The sequence below is a fragment of the Enterococcus sp. C74 genome (assembly GCF_040887125.1).
Classification (GTDB): Bacteria; Bacillota; Bacilli; order Lactobacillales; family Enterococcaceae; genus Enterococcus_B; species Enterococcus_B hirae.
On the sequence record NZ_JBFOFA010000002.1, the window covers coordinates 218774 to 242635 of the forward strand.

Annotated in this window: 22 protein-coding genes; 2 read left to right on the forward strand and 20 right to left on the reverse strand. The window is 35.8% G+C overall.

Annotation, left to right across the window (positions count from 1 at the left end):
* Positions 1 to 95: 95 nt before the first annotated feature.
* From AB3H93_RS03820 to AB3H93_RS03855, 8 genes are all read right to left on the reverse strand, one after another.
* Complete coding sequence (locus AB3H93_RS03820; RefSeq protein WP_010719097.1) at positions 96 to 338, reverse strand: GlsB/YeaQ/YmgE family stress response membrane protein; 243 nt, start codon at positions 336 to 338, stop codon at positions 96 to 98.
* 36 nt (positions 339 to 374) lie between these two features.
* Complete coding sequence (locus tag AB3H93_RS03825; RefSeq protein ID WP_225792589.1) at positions 375 to 887, reverse strand: Asp23/Gls24 family envelope stress response protein; 513 nt, start codon at positions 885 to 887, stop codon at positions 375 to 377.
* Between the two features lie 45 nt (positions 888 to 932).
* Positions 933 to 1121, reverse strand: coding sequence for a DUF2273 domain-containing protein (locus tag AB3H93_RS03830; protein ID WP_010719095.1), 189 nt, complete (start codon positions 1119 to 1121; stop codon positions 933 to 935).
* Positions 1122 to 1133: 12 nt separating this feature from the next.
* On the reverse strand, positions 1134 to 1697 hold the full coding sequence (gene amaP, locus AB3H93_RS03835; protein ID WP_010737641.1) for an alkaline shock response membrane anchor protein AmaP: 564 nt from the start codon (positions 1695 to 1697) through the stop codon (positions 1134 to 1136).
* A 690-nt stretch (positions 1698 to 2387) separates the two neighbouring features.
* A complete protein-coding gene (locus tag AB3H93_RS03840; protein ID WP_063627151.1) occupies positions 2388 to 2546 on the reverse strand; it encodes a cyclic lactone autoinducer peptide in 159 nt (52 codons plus the stop codon).
* A complete protein-coding gene (locus tag AB3H93_RS03845; protein WP_096709081.1) occupies positions 2530 to 3126 on the reverse strand; it encodes an accessory gene regulator B family protein in 597 nt (198 codons plus the stop codon). The genes AB3H93_RS03840 and AB3H93_RS03845 overlap by 17 nt, the downstream gene beginning before the upstream one ends.
* Positions 3127 to 3234: 108 nt before the next feature.
* Positions 3235 to 3981 (reverse strand): LytTR family DNA-binding domain-containing protein, encoded by a 747-nt coding sequence (locus AB3H93_RS03850; RefSeq protein ID WP_034698101.1) that lies wholly within the window; start codon positions 3979 to 3981, stop codon positions 3235 to 3237.
* Between the two features lie 2 nt (positions 3982 to 3983).
* Positions 3984 to 5270: a sensor histidine kinase gene (locus AB3H93_RS03855; protein ID WP_368020171.1), complete on the reverse strand. Its 1287-nt coding sequence runs from the start codon at positions 5268 to 5270 to the stop codon at positions 3984 to 3986.
* Positions 5271 to 5910: 640 nt separating this feature from the next.
* Here AB3H93_RS03855 and AB3H93_RS03860 point away from each other — a divergent pair.
* Positions 5911 to 6384, forward strand: a complete 474-nt coding sequence (locus AB3H93_RS03860) for a DUF2975 domain-containing protein (protein ID WP_010719090.1) — start codon at positions 5911 to 5913, stop codon at positions 6382 to 6384.
* An 8-nt stretch (positions 6385 to 6392) separates the two neighbouring features.
* Positions 6393 to 6614: a helix-turn-helix transcriptional regulator gene (locus tag AB3H93_RS03865; protein WP_010719089.1), complete on the forward strand. Its 222-nt coding sequence runs from the start codon at positions 6393 to 6395 to the stop codon at positions 6612 to 6614.
* Between the two features lie 123 nt (positions 6615 to 6737).
* On the opposite strand, the gene AB3H93_RS03870 is transcribed toward AB3H93_RS03865, so the two are convergent.
* The 12 genes from AB3H93_RS03870 to AB3H93_RS03925 form a co-directional block, all read right to left on the reverse strand.
* Complete coding sequence (locus AB3H93_RS03870; RefSeq protein ID WP_368020172.1) at positions 6738 to 9896, reverse strand: LPXTG cell wall anchor domain-containing protein; 3159 nt, start codon at positions 9894 to 9896, stop codon at positions 6738 to 6740.
* A gap of 17 nt (positions 9897 to 9913) precedes the next feature.
* A complete protein-coding gene (locus AB3H93_RS03875; protein WP_368020173.1) occupies positions 9914 to 10750 on the reverse strand; it encodes a hypothetical protein in 837 nt (278 codons plus the stop codon).
* A gap of 15 nt (positions 10751 to 10765) precedes the next feature.
* On the reverse strand, positions 10766 to 11896 hold the full coding sequence (locus tag AB3H93_RS03880) for a Rib/alpha-like domain-containing protein (RefSeq protein ID WP_368020174.1): 1131 nt from the start codon (positions 11894 to 11896) through the stop codon (positions 10766 to 10768).
* 641 nt (positions 11897 to 12537) lie between these two features.
* Positions 12538 to 17730, reverse strand: coding sequence for an LPXTG cell wall anchor domain-containing protein (locus AB3H93_RS03885; protein WP_368020175.1), 5193 nt, complete (start codon positions 17728 to 17730; stop codon positions 12538 to 12540).
* Between the two features lie 487 nt (positions 17731 to 18217).
* Complete coding sequence (locus tag AB3H93_RS03890) at positions 18218 to 19018, reverse strand: Asp23/Gls24 family envelope stress response protein (RefSeq protein ID WP_034698113.1); 801 nt, start codon at positions 19016 to 19018, stop codon at positions 18218 to 18220.
* A 14-nt stretch (positions 19019 to 19032) separates the two neighbouring features.
* Positions 19033 to 19215: a DUF2273 domain-containing protein gene (locus tag AB3H93_RS03895; RefSeq protein WP_010719084.1), complete on the reverse strand. Its 183-nt coding sequence runs from the start codon at positions 19213 to 19215 to the stop codon at positions 19033 to 19035.
* A gap of 12 nt (positions 19216 to 19227) precedes the next feature.
* The gene (gene amaP, locus AB3H93_RS03900) at positions 19228 to 19797 is read right to left on the reverse strand and encodes an alkaline shock response membrane anchor protein AmaP (RefSeq protein ID WP_368020176.1); all 570 of its coding nucleotides are present in this window, start codon (positions 19795 to 19797) and stop codon (positions 19228 to 19230) included.
* Between the two features lie 18 nt (positions 19798 to 19815).
* Entirely contained in the window at positions 19816 to 20709 is an 894-nt protein-coding gene (locus tag AB3H93_RS03905; protein WP_010719082.1) for an SDR family oxidoreductase, read from the reverse strand.
* A 29-nt stretch (positions 20710 to 20738) separates the two neighbouring features.
* Entirely contained in the window at positions 20739 to 21677 is a 939-nt protein-coding gene (locus tag AB3H93_RS03910) for a magnesium transporter CorA family protein (RefSeq protein WP_010719081.1), read from the reverse strand.
* Between the two features lie 27 nt (positions 21678 to 21704).
* On the reverse strand, positions 21705 to 22055 hold the full coding sequence (locus AB3H93_RS03915; protein WP_010719080.1) for an iron-sulfur cluster biosynthesis family protein: 351 nt from the start codon (positions 22053 to 22055) through the stop codon (positions 21705 to 21707).
* A gap of 45 nt (positions 22056 to 22100) precedes the next feature.
* Complete coding sequence (locus AB3H93_RS03920; RefSeq protein WP_034698121.1) at positions 22101 to 23003, reverse strand: glycosyltransferase family 8 protein; 903 nt, start codon at positions 23001 to 23003, stop codon at positions 22101 to 22103.
* The gene (locus AB3H93_RS03925; protein WP_368020177.1) at positions 22996 to 23853 is read right to left on the reverse strand and encodes a glycosyltransferase family 8 protein; all 858 of its coding nucleotides are present in this window, start codon (positions 23851 to 23853) and stop codon (positions 22996 to 22998) included. The genes AB3H93_RS03920 and AB3H93_RS03925 overlap by 8 nt, the downstream gene beginning before the upstream one ends.
* Positions 23854 to 23862: the final 9 nt, after the last annotated feature.

A 23862-nucleotide genomic window follows, 5' to 3' on the forward strand; every position in this document is an offset into this window, starting at 1 on the left:
ACCGAATTTTTTTAATGTAGATAAAAAAAGCTGAGACAATAATTGTCTCAGCTTCTGATTTTATTTATGATCGATCAAATGATCCGATCAATTTCTTATAGTTTACGAGCAAAGAATGATACGACCAATACAAGAATGATTGCACCAATCAATGATGGAACGATTGCCATGCCCCCGATACTTGGTCCCCAAGTGCCAAGTAAAGCTTGTCCGATCGCTGATCCAACTAGACCTGCGACTACGTTAGCAATGATTCCCATTGAAGAACCTTTATTTGTAATAGCCCCTGCAATTGCTCCGATAATACCACCGACGATTAATGACCAAATAAATCCCATTTTAATTTCCTCCTAATTTCTTTTACTAACAATCAATTACTGAACACGTGGTTCAGTGTTTTCTTTCACTTTTTGTGTTCCTTTATTCATAGCTGCTTTTGCTTTATCTGTTTGTTTTGAAGCAAATTGACCAGTTGATTTAGCAGCGTCTGTCACTTTGTCTTGGACAGTTTCTTGATCTTTTGCATATTCTTCTTGTGTTTTGATATCAACTACATTCACATTCACTTCGATTACATCTAAATGTGTCATATCATTCACTTCACGGCTGATCAATTCTTTAATTTGATCATAGATATTTTCAATATCTTTTCCGTATTCTACAACTACATCTAAGTCAACAGCTACTTGTTTTTTACCAACTTCTGCATTGATTCCTGCTGTGACATTATCCGTGTTCACTAATTTTTCAGCAATGTTTGAGAAGAAACCGCCATCTAATGTTAATAAACCATCAACATCTTTCAAAGCATAACCGATGATTTTTTGAATTACTTTATCTTCGTAAGTTAATTCTCCACGTGAAATATGGTTATTCTCAGATGTCATTGTATTTGTGTTTTTGATTTCTTTGTTTTCCATGTCCAGTTCCTCCTAAGATTTAAAAAATTGATCAAATATTTTTGTTTCTTTCAAATAAAAACCAATGCCTGCACCTATAGCAGTCATGATTAATATTAGAAGTGTTTTAAAAAATCCAACTGTTATCCATAAAACAGCTAACAGTAAGCCAAGTCCCCCGAAGATAATAGGGAGCTTGTACGCTGAAAATATCTCTTTCATGATGGGCCCCTCCTATTCTACTCGAGCGTGCTTGTGTGCATTACTGTCGTAATCTTCAAACCCACTATAAGTAACAGCTACAGCGATGTTTTGTTCAGTACCAAGTACTCGTGCCACTTGTTGTTCAATGTCACGCATCAATTCTCCTGTTTTACCAATTAAAGAGGATGTTCGTTTTAAATCCCCTTTTACATGGACATTGATTTTATTTTTTGTTGAGCGTACTCGAACTTTTGGTGAACCAACAAATTCTTCTTCATGTAATTGTGATCGCACAAGCCCTTCGATTGCTTTCTTGTCTAAAGTCAGTTTTCCATCTTTTTGTTTTAAAACAAACGTTCCTTTGGATTTTGGATAGAAAAGAACAACTAATAACAAAATAAGCACAAGTATAGCAAAAACGACAGCTGTCCAAAATAGATATTGTTGCACGTAGTAGTTCGTTATGACAAAAAATCGAAAACGTTCCAACTGTTCTGGCATCATATACGGTGCGTTGATCAACGCAATCCCTAAAAGCACCGTCAGCAAGAATAAACTTGCAAGAATACCGACGATCTTCCACCCTTTATTCATTCTCCACCTCCTACTTCTAATTGACCGTGATCACACATGTTATTTACAAGATTTAATAGAAAGCGCTACCATGCCATGCTAATACTAATAGCCTTTTTTCACTTTCTATGACAATCATTCATAAATAACGTTTCCCTCCAATAGACTGTGTTGCCTTTTTTCTATTGGGTATATTTAAAGGATAGTAGTCTACATTAAAAAATGCAAAGATAATGCTCAGTTATTATTACAAAAAACTATCAGTTGCTATGAAAATTTTCTAATATTTATCGTTTCCTACTCTTTTTCTTCTTTCTTATCTGTAAAAAACAGATAAAATTTCTTTCCAAATATCTTTTAAATGAATTATACTTAAGTAAAGATCATTTGAAGAAATGGAACGCTTTAGCCATGTTTTTGAAAAAAGGGGTGTTGTGAGATTATGGTAAAGAAAATAATTTATGCTCTAATAACTACCTTAATTTATTTAATCGTTTCTAATGCAGGGAATTTATTTTTTGGAATTTCAAAAGAATTTAGTTGGACAACGACATTATGGGAATCTTTTTTCTTTTTTATATTTGTTTTGCTCTTACAAAATTATCGAAAAAAATAAGTCTTAGGGTCAAAATAGCAACTACTATTTTTGATCCTAAGACTTATTTCGTATGATGAATTCTTTTTATTCCACTAGTATTTCGATTTACAAGTTTATTTTTCGATTTGTTTCAATGCTTCAGGTACTTTTGGTTCATAAATAATTCCTGTACACATTGTTCCTTTACCTATAGCTTCTGTAGCAACAGCAATAGCAACAGTTGCTAAAATTTGCATATATTTTAATTTTCTTGAGCTAATTTTTTTTAACATTTTCTTCATCCTTTCTTTTTTGAACAAACATTAAAAGGGTTGAGATCATCATGCCTAACAACAGTAAGGTACGAATACGGTTACTTGATTGAATCCCACCAAAAATAGTTAGGAACAAACTGACCACTATCATCTGGCTCTTTCCATTTAGCAATGAACTTTTCGCCGATTTTTGTGCGATCACTATTCCTTTGAACCACAAGATCAAGCAAATCATGAGACTGCAGATCACAAAGCTGGCTCTTGTGACATCTACAGCAAAAGTAGTAACTAGATATGGTAATAAGACAAAGAAAAATAGACTTAAGGCCGTACATACATTACTATCTCTTGCATGAAAACTTTTTGTTGTTCTTCTCATTAGTGTAAATGCCAAATGAGTAGTCAAAACCGGCAGAATAATATGAAGACACCCAGCTAAACAGTAGATAAAAAATATCTTTGAACTAATTACCAGAAGAACAGCTAATCCATATTCCATTTTTGCCAAGTCAATTTCTGACAATTGTAATTGTCTTCCTATCCGCTTACTAATTGTTTTTGAAACTTTTTCTTCTAAAGATATAGATTCTTCCGACATTTGATCCGCTCCTTTTCATCTATATTATATTTGTTTTTTTATAAGATAGTTGGTTTTATCAAAAGTGAACGTTATTTGATCAAAAGTGCGGAATACCTGGAGATGTAATCAACAACTGGTTAATTTCTTGAACTGATTTACTACTTTCTTTAAATGACGAGTAGAAACTAAACATTTTGCTCCATTGGACATAGTGATCACTCGTTCTTTTTTATTGATTTCTTTCACATTCATCAGATTAACTACATAAGATTGATGGCAACGACAAAATACCTCATACATACTTTCTACTTCTTTGATCTTCCCTATATACTCAATTCTGCGGTTATCTAAATAGACGATCAATTTATGGGGTGTTGGACTAGATTCAAAATAAAATATCTCATCGACATATAACTTTACATCAATTGGACCATTCTTAATCCAAATTTGGGGTCTAGTTTCCAGATTTGTATTCAAATAGCGTTCAATTGCGACGTCAATACATTCCGTCACTCTCTTTTGAAAAGTATCCATATTATCCTTGACAATGTAATCTAATGCTTCTACTTTGTATAAAAAAGTTAAATAGACTAGATCTGTATAAGTTGTCACAAAAATGATTTTTGCTGTTGGGTCGTAATCTCTGATTTTTTTTGCTAACTCGATCCCATTTAAATCCGTTTTTAGATCAATATCCAAAAAATAGATTCCTTCTGTTTTATGTTTTGAAATAAACGACAAGATCATCATTGGATCATCCGTAGCAAATTGGAATTGAACATCATAGTCTTTCATCAATAAATAATTTGTAATCATCCGAGTAAGCTTATTTCGATGAGCAATTTCATCATCACAAACAAATATTTTTAACATTACTAGCCCCTCATTCCACTAATCGTTATGATTTGTATAAAGCGATTGTTTTCAATTTTTGTTTCTAAAAAAACATTCTCGTTCAAATGAACAAGCTCGTCCAGATTCGTTAGACCTAGTCCTTGATTTCCTTTTTTAGTAGTAAAATTCACTTTTTTCAATTCATGTAATTTAGGAATACTCGAACGACATTGATTCATTAAGACAAAAAAACAATTTTTGTCTTCCTCCATAATAGTCAATTCAATTTTTCCCTTTTCTAAAAAGTCTGATTCTTCAATTGCATTATCCAGTATAATCCCTAGCATACGAACAAGTGTGACTGTTGAGATAGCGATATCCGTAATGGGTGTTGGAATCATTACGTTTACTTCGACACCCTTTTGGCTAGCCACGTATAATTTACTCAAAATAATGCTTTTTATCTCTCTAATTTTAAGATTTGAAATCGAAGCAATTGGGAGATTGTTTTCTTCAAAAATCGTTTCAGTAGCTTTGATACTTTGATAAAAATACTTTTGTAGCCCTTCAATATCCTTTGTTTGAATATAGTCCTCTATTGAAAACAAAATATTCTTATAATCGTGTTTGAATTTTCGTAACGCAAGATAGTTATTTTCGATCTGTTCACTGTATTCAATCAGGTGACGCATTTCTTTTTGCTGCTCTCGTGTTTCAAATTCTTTTTTCTTGATAAAAAGTAGTACACAATAAATTATGGTAGACATTACACCATAAAGAACCGTAAATAATTCATTACTGATAACTAGGAATCTTGCTAAAACAGAAAAACGATCACTACAAATGTTAATAAAATAAACAATAATCGTAAAAAAAACAACGATGGCCGCTATTTTTAAAGTCGTTTTATCCCTAATAATCTTTGGTATGACCATTTTTTTTAGAAAAACAGTAACGATCCATAAACAACCTGTTCCTAAAACAGCTGTTAAAAAATCGCTGATATCCCAACCTAAAATTTTATATAGATATTTGGCTGTTCCATCAATGAATATGTAGAAAAATAAAATAATTGAAGGATAAAATATCGCTATATCAATGTTTCGATCAATAAAATAGATGCTTAGACATAACCCAGCCCATAAGATAACGGTCGCAATGATATTGATCCATTGATATAAAGTAATATAAGCGATTACACTAATAAACGAAAACAACTGAAATTTTTTATTTGATAAAAGATTCCTTAGATAACCAAGAGCCATAAAAACAGTGTAAAGCTGACCAATCAAAATTAGGATAAATAAACTTTCTTCATTTAATTTCATTTAAACTTCCCCTAACAACTTAATAATTTTATCTGAAATTTTTATCCATACTTATATAACAATTTATACTAACGTATTTTATTTCCCAACTCCCCACAACCAAACAAAATAAAACAATTAGTTATTTGTACACCTAATTTTAATAACGAAAAATAGGAATAAATTTTCCCAACCAATCATGATCTTCGTTGTTATTTGTGATTTTAGCATATTTACTTTAGATTTGGGAGGGTATAAACATGATAATGATACGTTTTTCTCCTTAAAAGTTCTGTTATTTAAAACTATCGTAAATGTAATCTAAATTAAATATCTTTTTTGCAAATGATATGTTATAATTAATCTATTGCGATAAATATTTTATGCGAGATTTTGATTTGTTTTGATGAAATTTAATCCCACTGGCGTAACTTCAGGGTTACAAGGATGTATTAGTGGTTAGGGAATACATTGTTTAAATGAGAAATAGTCCATTTTTAGTAATAGTTTTACAGCTTTAAAATATAATATGATTCGTTAGAACGCCTTTTCTTTATTGAAAAAGGCGTTTGTCCATCCTTTTATTTATCGTTTATCGATAAATAATTATTGATAATGAACAAACCTCATGCTATACTAATAAAAATTTAGGAGGCATTTTATGAAATCCAAACTGTTCTTTATCCAATTAATCGTTTCTGTTTTTTGTTTTGTTCCCCTTCTCTTGGGAACGCTATTAACTATTCAATTGAGTACAAATCCTACAAATCCATTTAGCAACTGGCAAACTACACTATTTATTCTAGTTCTTTACCTGATCCTTCTAGTGACTTTGTTGCTCAATTTCTTCCTGCTCCGCTTAGTCAAAACCTTCCCTTCAAAGGAAACTTTTACTAAAAAGAGTCTAAAGCTTAGCAGTAAAATCCGATCTTGCCTTTTATGTATCACGATCCTTGCATTTGGTATTTTGCCAAAATTTTACCAAATAGCTGATATGAGCGATAGTCCAGGAATCCTACTCATCGCTTTCGTCTTACTCTTTATCCCTTTTTTTATCTACATCCTTTCAAGCATTTTGATTGATTTACTTAAACAAGCCATTTATTTAAAAAATGACTATGATCTAACAGTGTGAGGTGTCGAATGTCTATTATTATCAATTTAGATGTCATGTTAGCCAAGCGAAAAATGAGCGTGACCGAACTGAGTGAAAAAGTAGGTCTTACGATGGCTAATATCTCTATTTTAAAAAATGGTAAAGCAAAAGCGATTCGGTTTTCTACGCTCGATAAGATTTGCGAAGTTTTAAACTGCCAACCAGGTGATATCCTCGAATATCAAGATACAAGCCAAATGAGAGAGTAGCTCATTTCTTTAGTTGAGTGACACCAATGAAAGCTAACTACTTTCTAATCAATCTGAAGACCGACAAAAAAGCCCACGTCAGCTGTAGTCTAGCTAACGTGGGCTTTTTAATAACTGATTATCTTATTTTTTAGAATTTTTATTTGCTTTTCTTTTTCTCCAAAACAGGATGATTCCCGCTAAAATAACAATCAAGACACCTGATACAGTAAAAACCGTATTTTTTGTTTCATTGGTTTTTGGTAAATTACCATTTTTTGCGCCACTTGTATTGTCTCCATTTGAGTTCTTTTTTTCTGAATCTGTTCCTGTGATCTCTTTATCTTCAGTCATGCTATCTTCTGTACCATCTTCTAAAGCACCATCCGTCCCTTTTTCCACCACTTCATAAGCCGCTTCAGTTTCAGTAGAAAAACCACCATAGGAACGGTCAGCTTTCACGACTAGTTTAGCAACACGATACCCCAAAGAAGAAGTATCGATTTCTGTTTCAGGATCTAATGCAACCGTATAAGCAGTTTTCGGCAGCTCTTTGCCATTGACTTTAACTTCTTTCAAAAGATTTTTAAGGTCCACACGTTTCGTATCGATAACTATTTTCGCTTCTGCTGGTGTCACGGTAAAATCTCCTGTTGGTTCAAACCCATATTCAGTCACATTGTAATACGCATAATTGGAACCATAAGTGTAATTTCGCTCTTCTTCTTCTGCCATCAAGACATTCCCACTTGGATCGGCATGATACACTTTAATTTGATCTCCCACCGAAACTTTTAATGGTTCCCCACTATTGAATCGATTAATCGATTGTTCAATTGTTTGCGTACCGCGAACTTCGTATTTATATTTACTGCTGTTATTTGTAAAAACTTCAATCCCATAGTAAATTTCCATGTCATCATATTCTGTGATACGGTTCGATAAGTCACTTCCGTCTTCTCCCTGTAATGATTGGAGTTTGATTTGTTTGTTTTCTTTTATCAAACTGTAGGCACCTACAGTATCGCCATCTTGATTTTTTAGTTGGATCGTACTTCCCCACTTCACTTCGTAAGGCACTTCCACTTCTGTAGAAGTCACCTCATCTGCGGTAGACAATTTCACTTTTAACATTTTCTGTCCAGTGGTATTTGTATCAAAGTCAGAAACTTGTTCGACATCATATAATGTCGTCTCTAATTTTTGACCATTGAAAGTGACATTTTTAATCAAATCCATTCCATCAATGTCACTGGTATCTTCGCCCAAGGTAAATTCATGCGAAACTGTTTCAGCCTCCATCTCAGTGATGGGAACAAATTCTTGACTGGCCACTTGATAATAGGCGTAGTTGGAACCCGCTGTATAATTTTTCGACAAGTCATCTCGCATCAATAAATTATTCTTCGCCTCTGCATGATAAACTTTAACGATGTCCCCTTCCTCAATCGGTAATGGTTGGCCATTATTAAACCCATTGATCGCCTGCCACACTGTCATATTGCCCGTCACATCATACTGGTATTTTATTTGTTCCGATAATCGAGTAGTCGGATCTAAGCCCATAATATTTTCGACAGTGACACCTGTTTTTTCTTCGGACTGATTTTCTGGATTTCCTACTATTTCGATTCGATAGTAAGTATCGCGACCAAAGGCACTATTCACATGATCCGATAAAACGGTGGAATCATCCCCTTTGCCAGCTTGTATCGTCCACTCTCCGCCTTGTTCCACAATACTATAAGCGCCCACATTCTGGTCATCTAACCCTTTAAGTAAGAAAGTACTTCCCCAAGCCACTTCATAAGGAACATCCAGTTCAATATCTGCTGAGCCATCTTCTGGCTTAAGATTTAATTTGACTTCTCTTTTACCAACAGTAGAGGTGTCCATTTTAGAAAGTTGCGTAATCTTATAATTTTTGCTTTCCACCCGTTCACCATTGATTGTTATATTCGCTAATAGCTGACTCAAGTCTATATTTTGAGTGTTTTCCATTAAAGAAAAAACTTTATTTGGTCCTACAGTTTCAATTACCGGCATGGGCTCAAAACCATAAGAAGTTATGCGGTAATTAGCATATGGAGAACCATAGGTATAGTCCTTTTCTGTTTCATTTACCAGTAAGACAGAACTACCGTCTGAACGTTGGGGATGATATAGTTTTATGATATCACCTGCTTGGACATTCAATTTTTGTTTCGAGCCAAAATTAGCCATTACCTCTTCTAAAGTCGCATAACCCGGTATCTCTTGCGAGTAAACAGATCGCCCTTCACGCACTATTTCAATGGAATAGTAAAGTGAAGAATCGGTACTAATTGGTGCATTAAGATCGGTTTTTAGTCCTTGGTTAAAGACTAATACCCGATTCGTACTGGAAGTTCCCGCATATAATGAAAAGGCCCCGGCTGATTGTCCATTCTGAGCTTTTATCAAAATAGTTTTCCCCCATTTGACTTCATAGGGAACGTCAAGCTCTTTTGACACCAGCCCATCTTTCGTATCAATACGTACCTTGATCGTTTGTGAACCAGCTACCGAAGTATCGAAATCACTCATTTGTTTGACTGTATATAGATTACTAGCCACTATCGTTCCATTGACCGTAATACTATTGATCAACTTCGATCCATCAACGTTACTGCTGTCTTCACCCAAGGTAAATTCTTGAGGCATCGAATCAGCCGCTACCGCTAAAATTGGTTCCAAGCCATATTCAGTGACTTCATAATACGCATAATCGGAACCTATCGTGTAATCCTTGACTAATTCGTCTTTCATTAATAGATTTTTCCCAACAGAATCGGCATGGTACACTTTGATCACGTCACCTTCATTGACATCCAGCGGTTTTCCCTCGTTGAAACCGTAGATGGATTCACGAATCGACTGATTGCCTATCACTTCATAACGGAACTTGTTAGTTGTCCCCTGTAAAATTTCAATGGAGTAAAAGGTATCTCTACCAAAGTAGTTATTGACTGGCTCGTCTAATTCTGTACCTTCTACGCCCTGGCTAGCTTTAATCTGCCATTGATCATTACTTTTTAGTAAACTGAATGCACCAACAGTCGATTCTTTCAACCCCTTTAGAACGAAAGTATCACCCCATTTCACTTGATAAGTGACTTCAACTTCTTCAGAGACTAAACCATCTTTTGTGGTAATATTGACTCTCATCGTTTGCTTACCAACTGTTCGAGTATCCCCCCCATCGATAAGGTTGATTTTATACTGTTCATTCGAAGTTAATTGATCATTAAGACGTATATTTTTGATGAACTCTTGTGGATTCAATTGGTTGATATCTTCGCCTAAAAAAATACTCTTGCGCTTTCAGCTGTTATTACGGGTGCTGGGTCTAAACCATACGCTGTTACACGATAACGAGCATTCTCTGTTCCGTATGTAAAATCTTTTTCTTCTTCATCAATCATCACGACCGAGCTATTAGCTGTTTTCCCTGGGTGTGTGATTTGGATGATATCATCTATTTTAACGTCTATTTTATTCTCTTTATCTCCGAAAGCATTCATAATTTCTTGTAAAGTTGCCCGATTTGTTACTTCTTGCGTATAGATCGTTCTCTCATTACGTAAAATATCCAACCGATAATACAGTTTAAATGGATCTTGTAATTTTCCTACCGCCACGTTTAACGGTGATTCTAATCCTTGGCGAATCGAAAGAGCAGCGGAGTCATTATTTGAGTTACTGACATCAAGAGTGAAAGCACCTGCAGAATGGCCATCAATTGAACGCATTAAGATGGTATTGCCCCATAATACGTTGACTGTAGTGGTTCCTGTCCCTTTAATCCAGACACTCGCCTCAGAAGTTTTTTTCTTAACTGTAATGTTTACTTCTTTTTGACCAATAGTCTGAAAATTTGTATCGGTTGTTTCGTCCACGAGCAATTCTAACTCATTAACGTCTACTTTCTCACCTAACAGTGTCACTTCTTCTATATAATTTTTAAAATTTGAACTTAAAGAAGGGTAGGATACTCCTAATATTCGTTCTTCTAATGGTTTTAATTTAACTTCTAAACCTGGATTGGAGATAACTTCAATTTGTACTGCACTATCTGCAGTACGCCCATCTGAGGAGGTCGCTTTCGCCAGACAAGTTTGAATACCCTCTTGATTCATATCAGGGGCTTTGACTCATTCAACTTTGTATGTAGACTCTTCATAATGATTCACCACATTAAAATAATCGGCTGCTTTTGGAACAGCACCATATTGTATGACTTTATGTTCTCCTGCTTTTGGTAACATCTCTAGCGGCAAAGGCATAATCGTAATCGGCACAGTGACTTCAAGCGTTCGTCCAGAGTCATCACTGACTACTATTCTCGCTTCTTGCACTCCTGGCTGACTCGTATCAGGAGATGTTTTCCATTCATATTTTACATTTCCTCGAGTATTCTCTACTGACTCAATATATTCTACAGCTTTAGGTACCTCATCACCTTGTTTAAGCGTATGTACGCCATCTTTTATTGAAGCTTTCAATTTCCCAATACTTGATTCTGCATCAGGAAAATCTACTGAAAAATCAATTGCATCATATTCTTTAACTATCCCCAAATAGTAAGTAGGGTAATAAAAGATTTCCATAGGGAAAATCTCGGGTTGGTTTGGCGCAATTTTCAGACGAGTGAATGTAACATGATAACCCCAATCATCTGCTTTAACCAATTTCATTCGCCAATTTCCGCTTTTTGAATCTACACTAAAATGTTTACCTTCTGAAACAGTTCCATTATGTGGTGCCCCTTGAGGTAATAAATATATTGTGTCCCTCTTTATCAGAACGCCATCACGAGGGAGATCAGGGTCATAAGCTGGTTCTGTAAGACCTATCTGTTTGCTATAATCAAAGTCTGGAACAAGTTTATATTTTAAAATTACTTGTTCATCTACTTTATAATTTAAGTTTCTCTCGTTTATTGCAACTCTTATTATACTATTCAAATATACCCCTACATACGCAGAAGCTGTCTTCCTAAGTTCTCCACGTTGATAACTGGTTAGCACAGAGTCTCTAGAAGAAATTGTTGTATTTTTTTGATCATCTTCTGGATCTACTAGGTTATTATTATCTGCTTTTTCACTTGTTTTTTTTTCTTTTCCCTGATTTGTTTTTTCAGTTCTTTTTGATTTTTGACTTATAGCTCTGCTTTCATTTGTAGGCAACATCGAACCTGCTCCCACGATAGTCCCACTATTCGTTTGACCGAGTATCAATGCAAAAATCAACGCACTTTTCAATAATCGTTTTTTATCTTTCAACATAATCCTCCCTTGATTACTCTATTAAGAAAAAAATTTTTCTTTCATCAAGAAGCATATAAGGAATTATTTTATCGTACAATGTCATATTTTACCAACAAACCAGGAAAAATAGACTTACTTCAAATCGTTATTTTTTAAATTGTACTATAAATGTAAAAGGAAATGAAAAAAACTGATATTTATGGGATTGATGAATCATCATTGATTTTTCCGTTTCATTTCAGATAGTAAAAATGCTGAGAAAAACTGATATTACAATAAAATTCACTTTAGATAGAATTCACCCTCCCTCTAGATGTGGTTAATGAATAAATTTCAACAGGATGATTATCGTAGTAACTTGAAACCGATATGTACGTTTAGTTAAGCAGATATCATTTTTAATTTTGTTATAATAACAATAATTTTAGTTATACATATAATAAAATAGTTGAAAAGCTATTTTCCAAAGCTTACTAAAGAATTCTATTCGGATATTGATAGACGATGGATGTTATCCTCATGTTTGCATAGAGGATGACATGGGCTTTATTTGTGCAAATGGTAAGTCAGACAACTCAGTGACAAAGAGCTAAAAAACACTCATTAGAAGTTTTACGACAACTAATGAGTGCTTTATTTATTTCAATAGGATTATACTACTTTTTTGGTTCTTCTTTTGGTTTTTTCTTTTTCCAAAGCAGAAACATTCCTACCAAACTAATTAGCGCGGTACCTAAAAGTGGGAACATTGCATTTTTGGTTTCATTGGTTTTTGGTAAGTTACCACCGTTTGCTTCTTCTGTTCCTTCACCTTCCGCGTTGGTCTCTTCTTCTGTATTTCCTTCGCCTGAACTTTCTCCTAACGCTCCTGGTGTTCCTTCTTTCACCACCTCATAAGTCGCTTCAGTTTCAGTAGAAAATCCACCGTAAGAGCGGTCAACTTTGACCACTAATTTAGCGACACGATTTCCTAAACTTGAAGTATCGATTTCGGTTTCAGGATCTAATTTCACTGTATAGGCGTTTTTCGGTACTTCTTTCCCGTTGACTTTCACTTCTTTCAAGAGATCTTTAAGATCCACTTGTTTGGTATTAATGATTATTTTTGCTTCTGCCGGTGTCACGGTAAAGTCCCCAGTCGGTTCAAAGCCGTATTCGGTCACATTATAATACGCATAATTGGAACCATAGGTATAATTTTGCTCCGTTTCTTCTGCCATCAAGACATTCCCGCTTGGATCCGTATGATACACTTTGATTTGATCCCCTGCAGAAACTTTTAATGGCTCCCCACTATTGAATCGCTCGATTGCTTGAGCAATCGTTTGTGTGCCGCGCACTTCGTATTTATATTTACTAGTGTTATTTGTAAAGACTTCGATCCCATAATACACATCTGCATCGTTGACTTCAGTGACTCGACTAGCTAAGTTCGTTCCTTCTTTTCCTTGTAACGCCTGGAGTTTCAATTGTTTTTTGTCTTTTGTTAAGCCGAAAGTACCAACGGTTTCACCTTTTTTATTTTTGAGCTGGATCGTACTTCCCCATTTGACTTCGTAAGGTACTTCCACATCTGTAGAAGTGACACCATCTGAGGTAGACAATTTCACTGTTAACATCTTCGCTCCAGCGGTATTCGTATCAAAGTCAGAAACTTGTTCGACATCATATAATGTCGTATCTAATTTTTGACCATTAAAAGTGACATTTTTGATCAAATCCATTCCATCAATATCACTGGCATCTTCGCCTAATGTCAATTCTTGCGAAACTGTTTCAGCTTTCATCTCAGTGATCGGTTCAAATTCTTGATTGGCTACTTGATAATAGGCATAATTTGAACCCGCTGTATAATTTTTCGTCAAGTCATCTCGCATCAATAAATTATTCTTCGCCTCTGCATGATAAACTTTTACGATGTCCCCTTCTTCAATTGACAACGGCTGTCCATTATTAAACCCGTTAATGGCCTGACCCACAGTCATGTTTCCAGTCACATCATACTGGTATTTTATTTGTTCCGATAATCGAGTCGTCGGATCTAAGCCCATAATATTTTCAACGGTTACACCAGATCCTTCCTTCGGTTGATTTTCTGAACTTGCTACTACTTCGATCCGATAGTAAGTATCGCGACCAAAAACGTTATTCACGTGATTGGTTAAGACGGTGGAATCCTCTCCTTTGCCAGCTTGGATCGTCCACTCTCCATCTTGTTCCACAATACTATAAGCGCCCACATTCTGGTCATCTAATCCTTTAAGCAAGAAGGTACTTCCCCAAACCACTTCGTAAGGAACATCCAGTTCGATATCTGCGGTCTCATCGGCTGTCGTCAGTTTTAATCTGACCTCCTTTTTGCCCACAGTTGCGGTATCTAATTCAGAAAGTTTCTCCACTGTATAGTCTTCATTCGTAACGATTTCGCCATTGATCGATACTTGTGCTAACAATTGACTCAAGTCCGTCGTTTTCGTATTCTCCTTTAATGAGAATGCTTTGTTGGAGCCAACAGCTTCAATCACTGACATCGGCTCAAAACCATAGGATGTTACTCGATAGTAGGCATATTGCGACCCGTAGGTATAATCTTCTTCCATTTCATCTACCATTAACACTGAACTACCTTCTGAACGTTGAGGATGATACATTTTAACGACATCACCAGCTTGGACATTTAACGTTTGTTTCGTCCCGAAATTGTCCATTACCTGTTGGAGAGAAGCACGTCCCGGTACCTCTTGTAGATAGACAGAACGCCCGTCTCGCAATACTTCAATGGAATAATAAAGCGAAGAATCGGTACTAATAGGTGCATTGAGATCGGTTTTTAATCCTTGGTTAAAGACTAATACACGATTCGTACTGGAAGTCCCCGAATGTAATGAAAACGCCCCGGCTGATTGTCCATTTTGAGCTTTCATCAAAATCGTATCGTTCCATTTAACTTCATAAGGAACCTCGATTTCTTTTGAAACGAGTCCATCTTTCGTATCAATACGCACGTTGATCGTTTGTGATCCTGCCACCGAAGTATCAAAATCACTCATTTGTTTGACTGTATATTGATTACTTCCCACTGCCGTTCCATTAATCGTAATGCTATTGATCAACTTCGCACCATCAACGTTACTACTATCTTCACCTAAGATAAATTCTTGAGCCATCGAATCAGCCGCAACCGCTAAAATTGGTTCCAAGCCATGGTCAGTGACTTCATAATAGGCATAATTGGAACCAATCGTATAATCCTTGACTAATTCATCTTTCATTAAAAGATTTTTCCCAAGAGGATCGGCATGATACACTTTGATCACGTCGCCATTACTGACCGTCAACGGTTGCCCATTATTGAATCCCTGGATGGATTCACGAATCGACTGATTACCTGCCACTTCATAACGGAACTTGCTGGTAGCTCCTTGTAAAACTTCGATAGAATAGTAGGTATCACGCCCAAAATAATTATCCACCGGATCATTTAAGTTTGTGCCGTCCACTCCTTGAGAAGCTTGGATTTGCCATTGATTTTGATTCTTCAATAAACTAAACGCACCAACTGTTGCCTCTTTCAAACCTTTAATAACAAAAGTGTCTCCCCATTTCACTTGATAAGAAATCTCAATGATTTCAGAAGCAAGTTTATCTTTTGTCGTGACTTTGACCCGCATATTTCGTTTACCGATCGTGCTGGTATCAAACTCATCAAGAGGTTCTACTGTATAAAATTCATTGTCCGCTACCCCACCGTTGATCCGCACATTTTTTACTAGTTCATTCAAATTCGTTTGCTTCACGTCTTCGCCTAAAACGAACGCTTTTTCCGCACTTTCTGCCGTCATGACAGGTGCTGGATCAAACCCATAAGGAGTCACGCGGTAACGGGCGATCTCCGTACCATACGTAAAATCATTTTCTTTTTCCTTAATCATCACAACCGAAGCATTAGGTGTCTTGCTTGGATATGTGATTTGGATAATATCATTCATTTGTACCGTAGTGTTGTTATTAGCATCACCATAATCATTCATAATTTCTTGTAACGTGGCACGTTTCGGCACCTCTTGTTTGTAAATTTCATTGCCATTACGCAAGATTTCCAAACGATAATAAAGACCAAATGGATCGGTCATATCGCCAACTCCTTCATTTAAAGGAGACGCAATGCCCTGACGAATCGATAGCGTAGCTGGGGCATTATTAGAATTACTACCATCTAACGCAAAAGCTCCGGCGGAATAGCCATCAACCGAACGTATTAAGATGGTATTACCCCATAGTACGTTCACGGTAGTAGTTCCAGATCCTTTGATCATAACATTAGAATTAGGATGCTTCGCTTGCACAGTGATGCGTACTTCATGGGTACCAACCGATTGAAATTCAGTCTTGGACGATTCGTTCGCAACAAACTCAAGATCATCAATCGCTACAGGTTCCCCTAACAGTGTTGCCTCTTCAATATAGTTTTTAAACGTATTGGCTAACGTATCAGACGACTCCACCAAGGTTACGGTACGATCCTCAATCGGTTTTAATTTTAGTTGTAACTCAGGATGTGGCAGCACTCTCATGGTTATTGATTTCGTTATTTCTCGGTTATCAGAGGTTCTTACTGTAGCTTCCCACTTATGTATTCCTGCTGTCATTGTATTTGGGTTATTAGACCATTGAAGCGTATAGGATCCTTCCGTGGTTACCTCAAAATAATCATTGACATCTGGCAAAAGAGAATATTGATAGATTTCACCTGCTTCCTTTTTTACTGTGAGCAGAGATTTAACTGTCATCGTAAATGTTAGTTCTTTTGACCGACCTGTTTCATCTTCCACTAATACCTTAACGTTTTGATTTCCTAGTTTATTTGTATCTGGTTTTGTTATCCATGTATAAGTCACTTTTCCAAGGCTATCTTTCACCTCTACATAATCTTCTGGTTTAGGAGAGCTCTTTTCTTCGACCACATGAGGACCATCTTTTACCTCTGCCTTAAGCGTTCCTTTACTTTTAGGAAAATCAACGTTAAACGTCATCGGAACATAACGAGTAGTATAAGCTACCCCATAATCATGATTGATATTACTATAAGGGAACTTACTTACTTTGAATACTTCTTTTTGAGGAATAGCTACTTTTAGTCGCGTAAAGGTAACATATAAATTATTATCTGAAGGTGCTACATAATAAAGTCCCTTAGCTTGATCAGAGGTGGTAATTTTCATTTGCCAATTTCCACTTTCTGATTCACTAGTAACATAAAACAAGGCATATGTACCTCTTAAAATATTTAGAAGAGTGACTCTATAATTACTAGAGTTTTCCCAGTTCTCCCAGAAATCACTGAACTCACTAGAAATGATTTCAGCTCCATTCGTATTCCCACCTAGAAAGACGCCAGGAATTTTATAAGTAATTGTATCGCCTACTTTAAAATCATCTGTCGAATTATCTATCATAAGATTCAACTTTTTAGAAAGAAATTCATTTACAGCTTTTCCAATTTCTTTTTCTGAGTCAGTAGATGCCGCTATAATGTCAGCTCCAACAGGTATTGGTAATTCAAATGTCGGATTAGCAAAACTTTCAATTGAACTTTTTATTTTATTACTTTCTGTTGAACCAGCAACTTTTTTGTCTTTCTCGGTGTTTTTTTCCTTCGTGCGTTTCTCGTCTTTTTTTACTTCTTTCTTGGTCGTAGTTTTCTTTTCATTCATTTTTGAAATTTTCTTGACATCAATACTTCCCACTGAACTTAACATCGAAACAGCTTCAACAACTGTCCCGCTGGTTTGTCCAAGCGCTAGCGCTAATATTAATGTACTATGTAATAACTTTTTTCTGGTTTTCAATGTACTCCTCCTTTTAAGGCTATATCTTTAAATGGCAATAGAAAAGTAATGTCTGTTTTCTCATAAGAAAGACTCCTTTTTATGCCATACTTATGTTTGATTTCTTCCTTTGTTTCTGCCAATTTAGTAAAGTTAAAACGTTATGTTTCTTAAGTTTTTTTTCTTTTCTCCCAATTCGCCCCTTTTACGTTTATTTTTATGGAAAAACTTCAATAAAACCCTACTTCTTAAGTTTAATGTGAATCACAAGAATATGTAATGTCACTTTTTCACAATGGACAAACACTAAAAGACAGAAGCTGTTTTTGTTATGTAAAACATTTTACTTACCATTAAAAAAGGAGCCTTAGCCAAAAATAGAAGAGACCGAGACAAAAACTTGTCTCGGTCTCTTCTATTGACTCTATAAATAAACTAATTTTTAGTTACTTCGCTTTCAACTACTTAGCGACTGAACGAACAGCTAATTCGTGCTTGAATCAGTTGATTATTGGTTATTTTCTTTTTGTTGCTCAATTGCTGATTTGGCTTTTTCCGTTTGTTCAGATGCAAATTCTCCTGTGGCTTTTGCCGCATTTGTCAATTTATCTTGAACTGTTTCACTGTTTGCTTCATATTCTTCTTTTGTCTTAATGTCGACCACATCGACATTGACTTCAATGACATCTAGATGTGTCATTTCATGAACTTCTTTGGCAATGATTTTTTTGATTTGTTGGTAAATTTCTTCGATGTCTTTGCCGTATTCAACAACGATCTTAAGATCAACAGCGACTTGTTTTTTCCCAACTTCCGTGTCAATACCGGCTGTTACATTATCAGTGTTGACTAATTTTTCTGCCACGTTAGAGAAGAAGCCACCATCAGCTGTTAATAATCCATCCACTTTTTCTAAGGAGATGCCTATGATTTTTTGAATGACTTTATCTTCATATGTCACATCACCATTCATAGATTCACCGTTTTCCGTTGTGTTTTTTGGATCTTTTGCTGGGGCTTCTGGCTTAGGTGGTGTATGCCCTGGCATTGGAGGTTTTGGCTGATCTCCATGATGTTCTTGTGGTTTACTAGAATTTTCATGTTTCCCTTGTTGTCCTGATTGTCCTTCGTTTTCTTTTTTATCATGAGCCACTTTGTTTTCAACGTTGGGTACAACCGGATCTGGATGTGCTGAAACGGGTGCTGTTTTATCTTTGGCATCATGAACACCATTTGCATTGTTCGGTGTCGTTGGATCTGGATGTGCAGATACTGGTTTGTTTTGGTTGTTTGTTTTGTTGTTATCCATAATAGAATTTCCTCCTAAGATTTATGATCAAAAATTTTCGTTTGTTTTAAATACATTCCGACCGCCACGCCAATGATCGCCATAAGGATCAGCAACAAGGTTTTAAAGAATCCCACTGTAATCAATAGTACGGCGAGAATCAACCCAATTGCCCCGCAAATGATCGGAAGCTTATAAGCAGCAAAAAGTTCATTCATTTGTGCCCCTCCTTATTCCACACGAGCGTGTTCGTTTGTTTGATATTTATTGGTAGGTGCTTGGTAACCTGTATACTTCACCGACACTTTTACTTGCTCGTCTGTGCCGAGTAACTGTTTCACTTCTTTTTCGATTTCATTCATCAATATTCTTGTTTTCCCGATCAATGAAGAAGTCCGTTTTAATTCACCTTTAACTGTAACTGCGATCTTATTTTTTGTGGCTTTGATATTGACCTTAGGTGAGTGAATGAATTCATCTTCATGTAAATGTGAACGAACCATACCTTCAATCGCTTTTTTATCTAACGTTAATTCGCCGTCCCCTTTTTTCAATAAGAAGGTTCCAATCGTTTTCGGATAAAAAATGACGATCAATAATGCAATAATTAGTAGAATCGCTAAGCCGACTGCTACCCAAAAAATATATTGCTGCATATAGTAATTCGTTATTGTAAAGAAACGGAATCGTTCAAGCATCAATGGTAAAGGATAGACCGCACTGATCAAGACGACAAATAGTAGAATAGACAAAAGTAGCAGAGAAAAAATGACACCAATTGTTTTAGTCCCTTTATTCATCCTGGCACCTCCCATTTTTTATAAGTTGATAGCTTCCCCACCAGTTACACCATAAATTTGTGCAGTAACGTAGCTCGCTTTATTTGAAGCTAAGAAAACGTAAACTGGAGCTAATTCTACTGGTTGGCCGGCACGTTCAAGCAAGCTTTGTTGGCCAAATTCAGGAATAGAATCTTCCGGTTGTCCTTCGTCTAACTGTAGTGGTGTCCAAATAGGACCAGGAGCTACTCCATTAACACGAATGCCTTTTGGTGCTAATTGTTTTGCTAAGCCAATTGTAAAGTTTGCAATAGCTGCTTTCGTGGAAGCGTAATCTAAAAGATGTTCACTTGGATTGAACGCTTGAACAGAAGTAGTGTTGATAATTGCCCCTCCTGCTGGAATATGCGGAACCGCCTCTTTAACAATCGCAAACATCGCTAAGATATTCACCATGAAGGTATCTTTCACTTGTTCTAATGGAATTTCTTCAATAGCCGGGCAAGAGATTTGTTGTCCCGCATTTAATACTAATGTATCTAAGCCACCTAATTCACTGACAACTTTTTCAACGATTTCTTTAGGCGCTGTTTCGTCTCTAAGATCATATGGTAGTAAAACAACTTTTCGTCCTGCTTTTTCAATATAGGAAGCTACTTGTTTGGCATCTTCTTCTTCTCCTGGGAAAAAGTGCAAGCCGATATCTGCCCCTTCTCTTGCAAAAGCAATAGCTGCCGCGCGCCCGATCCCTGAGTCTCCGCCAGTAATCAGAACACGGCGATTTTCTAGTTGATTTGATCCTTCATAAGATTCTTCTCCACAGTCAGGAACTGGTTGCATTTCTTTTTGTAATGCTGGTGTATCCTGATCTTGTTTAGGAAATTCCTCAGTATGGTAAAGTTTACGTGGATCAATTAATTTTGGTTCTGTCATGTGTATCCTCCTCATAGTTTGGTACTTTTTTATTTTGTATAATCTTTTCGGTAAAGATGGTAGCCTACAGCTCCTGCAACAACGATCGAGCCAAAGATAACTAATAAAAAGGCTAAGCCAGAGCTTTTACCAGGTAATCCGCCAGTATTCATCCCCCAAATCCCTGCAATCAATGCTGGAACAGAGATCACTAATGCCGCCGAATCAAGATATTTCATTAGATGATTCAAATGATTGTCCATCATTCCATTAAAAAGATCCCCAATACTTTCTAACAAGTCACGATAGATCAAAATCATTTTTTCTGTTTGTCTTTGTCTCAATTGGATGTCATAAAGTAGACGAGCATCAGCTAATTTCTCAACAAAATCTTCTGATTGCCATAAGGTATCTAAAGTCTCTTTTTGATCTCTCAACGTATGGTCAATATAAACAATGTCCCGTTCTAAATCCGCTTGCTTATATAGTTCTTCGTTTTCCGTCGTTTTACGCGCTTCTTGATCGAGGGAATCAATCCTCTTTTTCATTTCTGTTAGTTCTTTCACGTAATGGGTATAGATGTTCAAGACAGAATATGCAATAAGTGTTTCAAAAGAATTAATCTTATTCCCATGTTTTGCTAATACTCGATCAAAAAAGTCCGTTTTTTTATCGATACAACTAATCAATAACTCATCCGAATAAATAAACGAAATAGGCATTAATCGATTCTCGATTTTCTGCTCCTGGTTGGACAAATTCAGTAGCACTAAGGAAATCGGATGGTTCAAATTCGTCCCCACAAGCTCTTCGATTCTTGAAACTTCTTCTGGTAGAGAAGTTCCAACAAAGATATCTTTTGGTAAACGATACTTTTCAATCACCTGTTCGATTTCCTTAGTGTCACTACTGTCGATCACGAGCCAATTATAGTTGTTTTTGTCTGTCGTTATTACTTTCTCTTTTCCAATAAAGTAATAGTCCAGCATGATCAATCTCCCTTTCTACAAAGGATGTTAGCTAAAGAAACAGTTACTTAATTTAATGTTACGATCCAAGACAACAATCTCATTTTCTAAAGAGAAACTGTTTAATTGGTGGTCATAGGCAAGATTCAAATGTCTACCTAAATAAGATTGCTCTAATTTAGATGTGTAGATTTCCAGAGTGGGATGTTCGATTTTATTGACGTATTTCCCAAATTCTACAAAGAAAGGAATAATCTGGAAAAAACTGCCTTTTGCACAAGCCCCTTTATCTCTTAAAAACGGATCTGAAGAATCAATCAATGCCAAAGCAATTTTTGAATCTTTTCCTACTTTTTTTGTCAATGCCTCCATCGCATGTTTTGTCATCGTGATTTCCATCATCATCATCTCCTTCAGATTATATATAAGTTACGACATTTTTCCTCAGCGGCTCACTTCTGTGTTACGATTGATTCTGGCATAAAGTGGATATTTAGGAAATTTTGCGACACAACGGAAAGCTGTCATGTTTGCATATTTATCGTAGTATTTTTTAGTTGGCCCTTCAAAATCTTTACTCCATGGTTTAACATGACCAGAGAAGTGGATGATCGATGGATCTTTACGTGTTTCTTCGTATTCCTTTTCTCCTTGTGGTGTTGGATGTTTTTTCGCTTTTGCCATGATATATCCTTGAGCATTCCATTTTGGATGTAATGGAATCCAACGATCATGTAAAATTGCATTTAACGCATCTTGATCGTGGAAACGTAATTTTTCAGGATTTTCTTCAATGAATGTTAGAACTTTTTTAGTAATGTCTTGTTCTAACCATTTTTCAACATTGATGAGCATCAATCCAGAATTGAAGTAGCGTGTTGATTTTGCTGGAATCTCCATTTTTTCTAATCGTTGGTGGAAACCAGCATCTTCTACAGCGGCCAAGATCGCACCGTTAAATTCAAGATCCCATAATGGTGTAACATCTTTTACGGTAATCATGTCACAGTCCATATATAAAAGACGTTCGACATTTTTTCCTCTAAATAACTCAGGAATAGCAATACGATAGTAAGCAGTTTCCGGAATACGATCACTTGTTACTACATTTTCAAAGAATTTTTTGTTGATCTTCAAGAATTCAACCTCTGTATTCATACGAGAATTCTTAACAGAGAAACGTAATAATTGTTTGCTTTCATTATCAATGTTGTCATCAATGACATAAAATCGTACAAAAACTTTTGGATCACTATTTTCTAATACTGAAACGAACAGCGCCGCTAGATGAGGCACAAATTTGGTATTACAACTTGATACGATTGCGATTTCTTTTCTTCTATTCATTTACCTCTCCCACTTTCTTTAAAACGCTATGCGCTAATTTTTTTAAATAGACATTTGTATATGGATGATCTTTTAACGTATTCCATGGTTTGTCATGCCCTGTGAAATGAACGATCGACGGCGATTCATTTCCTGCTTTGTATAATTTTTCATACGCAGCATCTGGAGCAGGATGACGTTCAAAAATCAAGGAAGTCTGCATATTCCATTTTGGTTCTAATTGCTCCCAGTCTTCATACAGAACTGCATTTAACGCATCTTGATCATGGTAAATAATTCGATCACCATTTTCTTTTAAATAATTGATTGTTTTTTCAGTGATCATTTTTTCATTCCAACGATCAATGTCGATAACCATCACGCCTGAATTAAAATAATAAGCATCTGATTCAATTCCTAACCGTTTCAAAGCTTTCGTTTGACCTGGATCGATGACAGCTCCAATCGTTTTACCATTTAATGGTTGATCATATAAATGAACGATGTCATCCAGTACTAAAATATCTGAATCTAAATAAAGCACTTTTTTATAGTCGTATTTAGCTAAGATCTTAGGTAAAGATATTCTTAAGTATGCTGTAGTAGTAATATGGTCACTTACTAGGAAATCTTCGTAGATATCTTTATCAACTGTTAAAAATTGAATCGTTGCATTGTCTGAATGTTTTTTAACCGTTTGTCTAAGTCCTTCTTTGCTATATTCAGAAATACCGTCGTCAATGACATAAAAATAAATGTGTCTTGTTTTAGTGGAGTTTTCCAGTACAGTGGCAATCATCACGCTTAAGTAAGGAGCGTAATTTTCATCTGAAGCAGTTACTACCGGAACGATACCTTGTTTCATCTCCATTAAAATCAC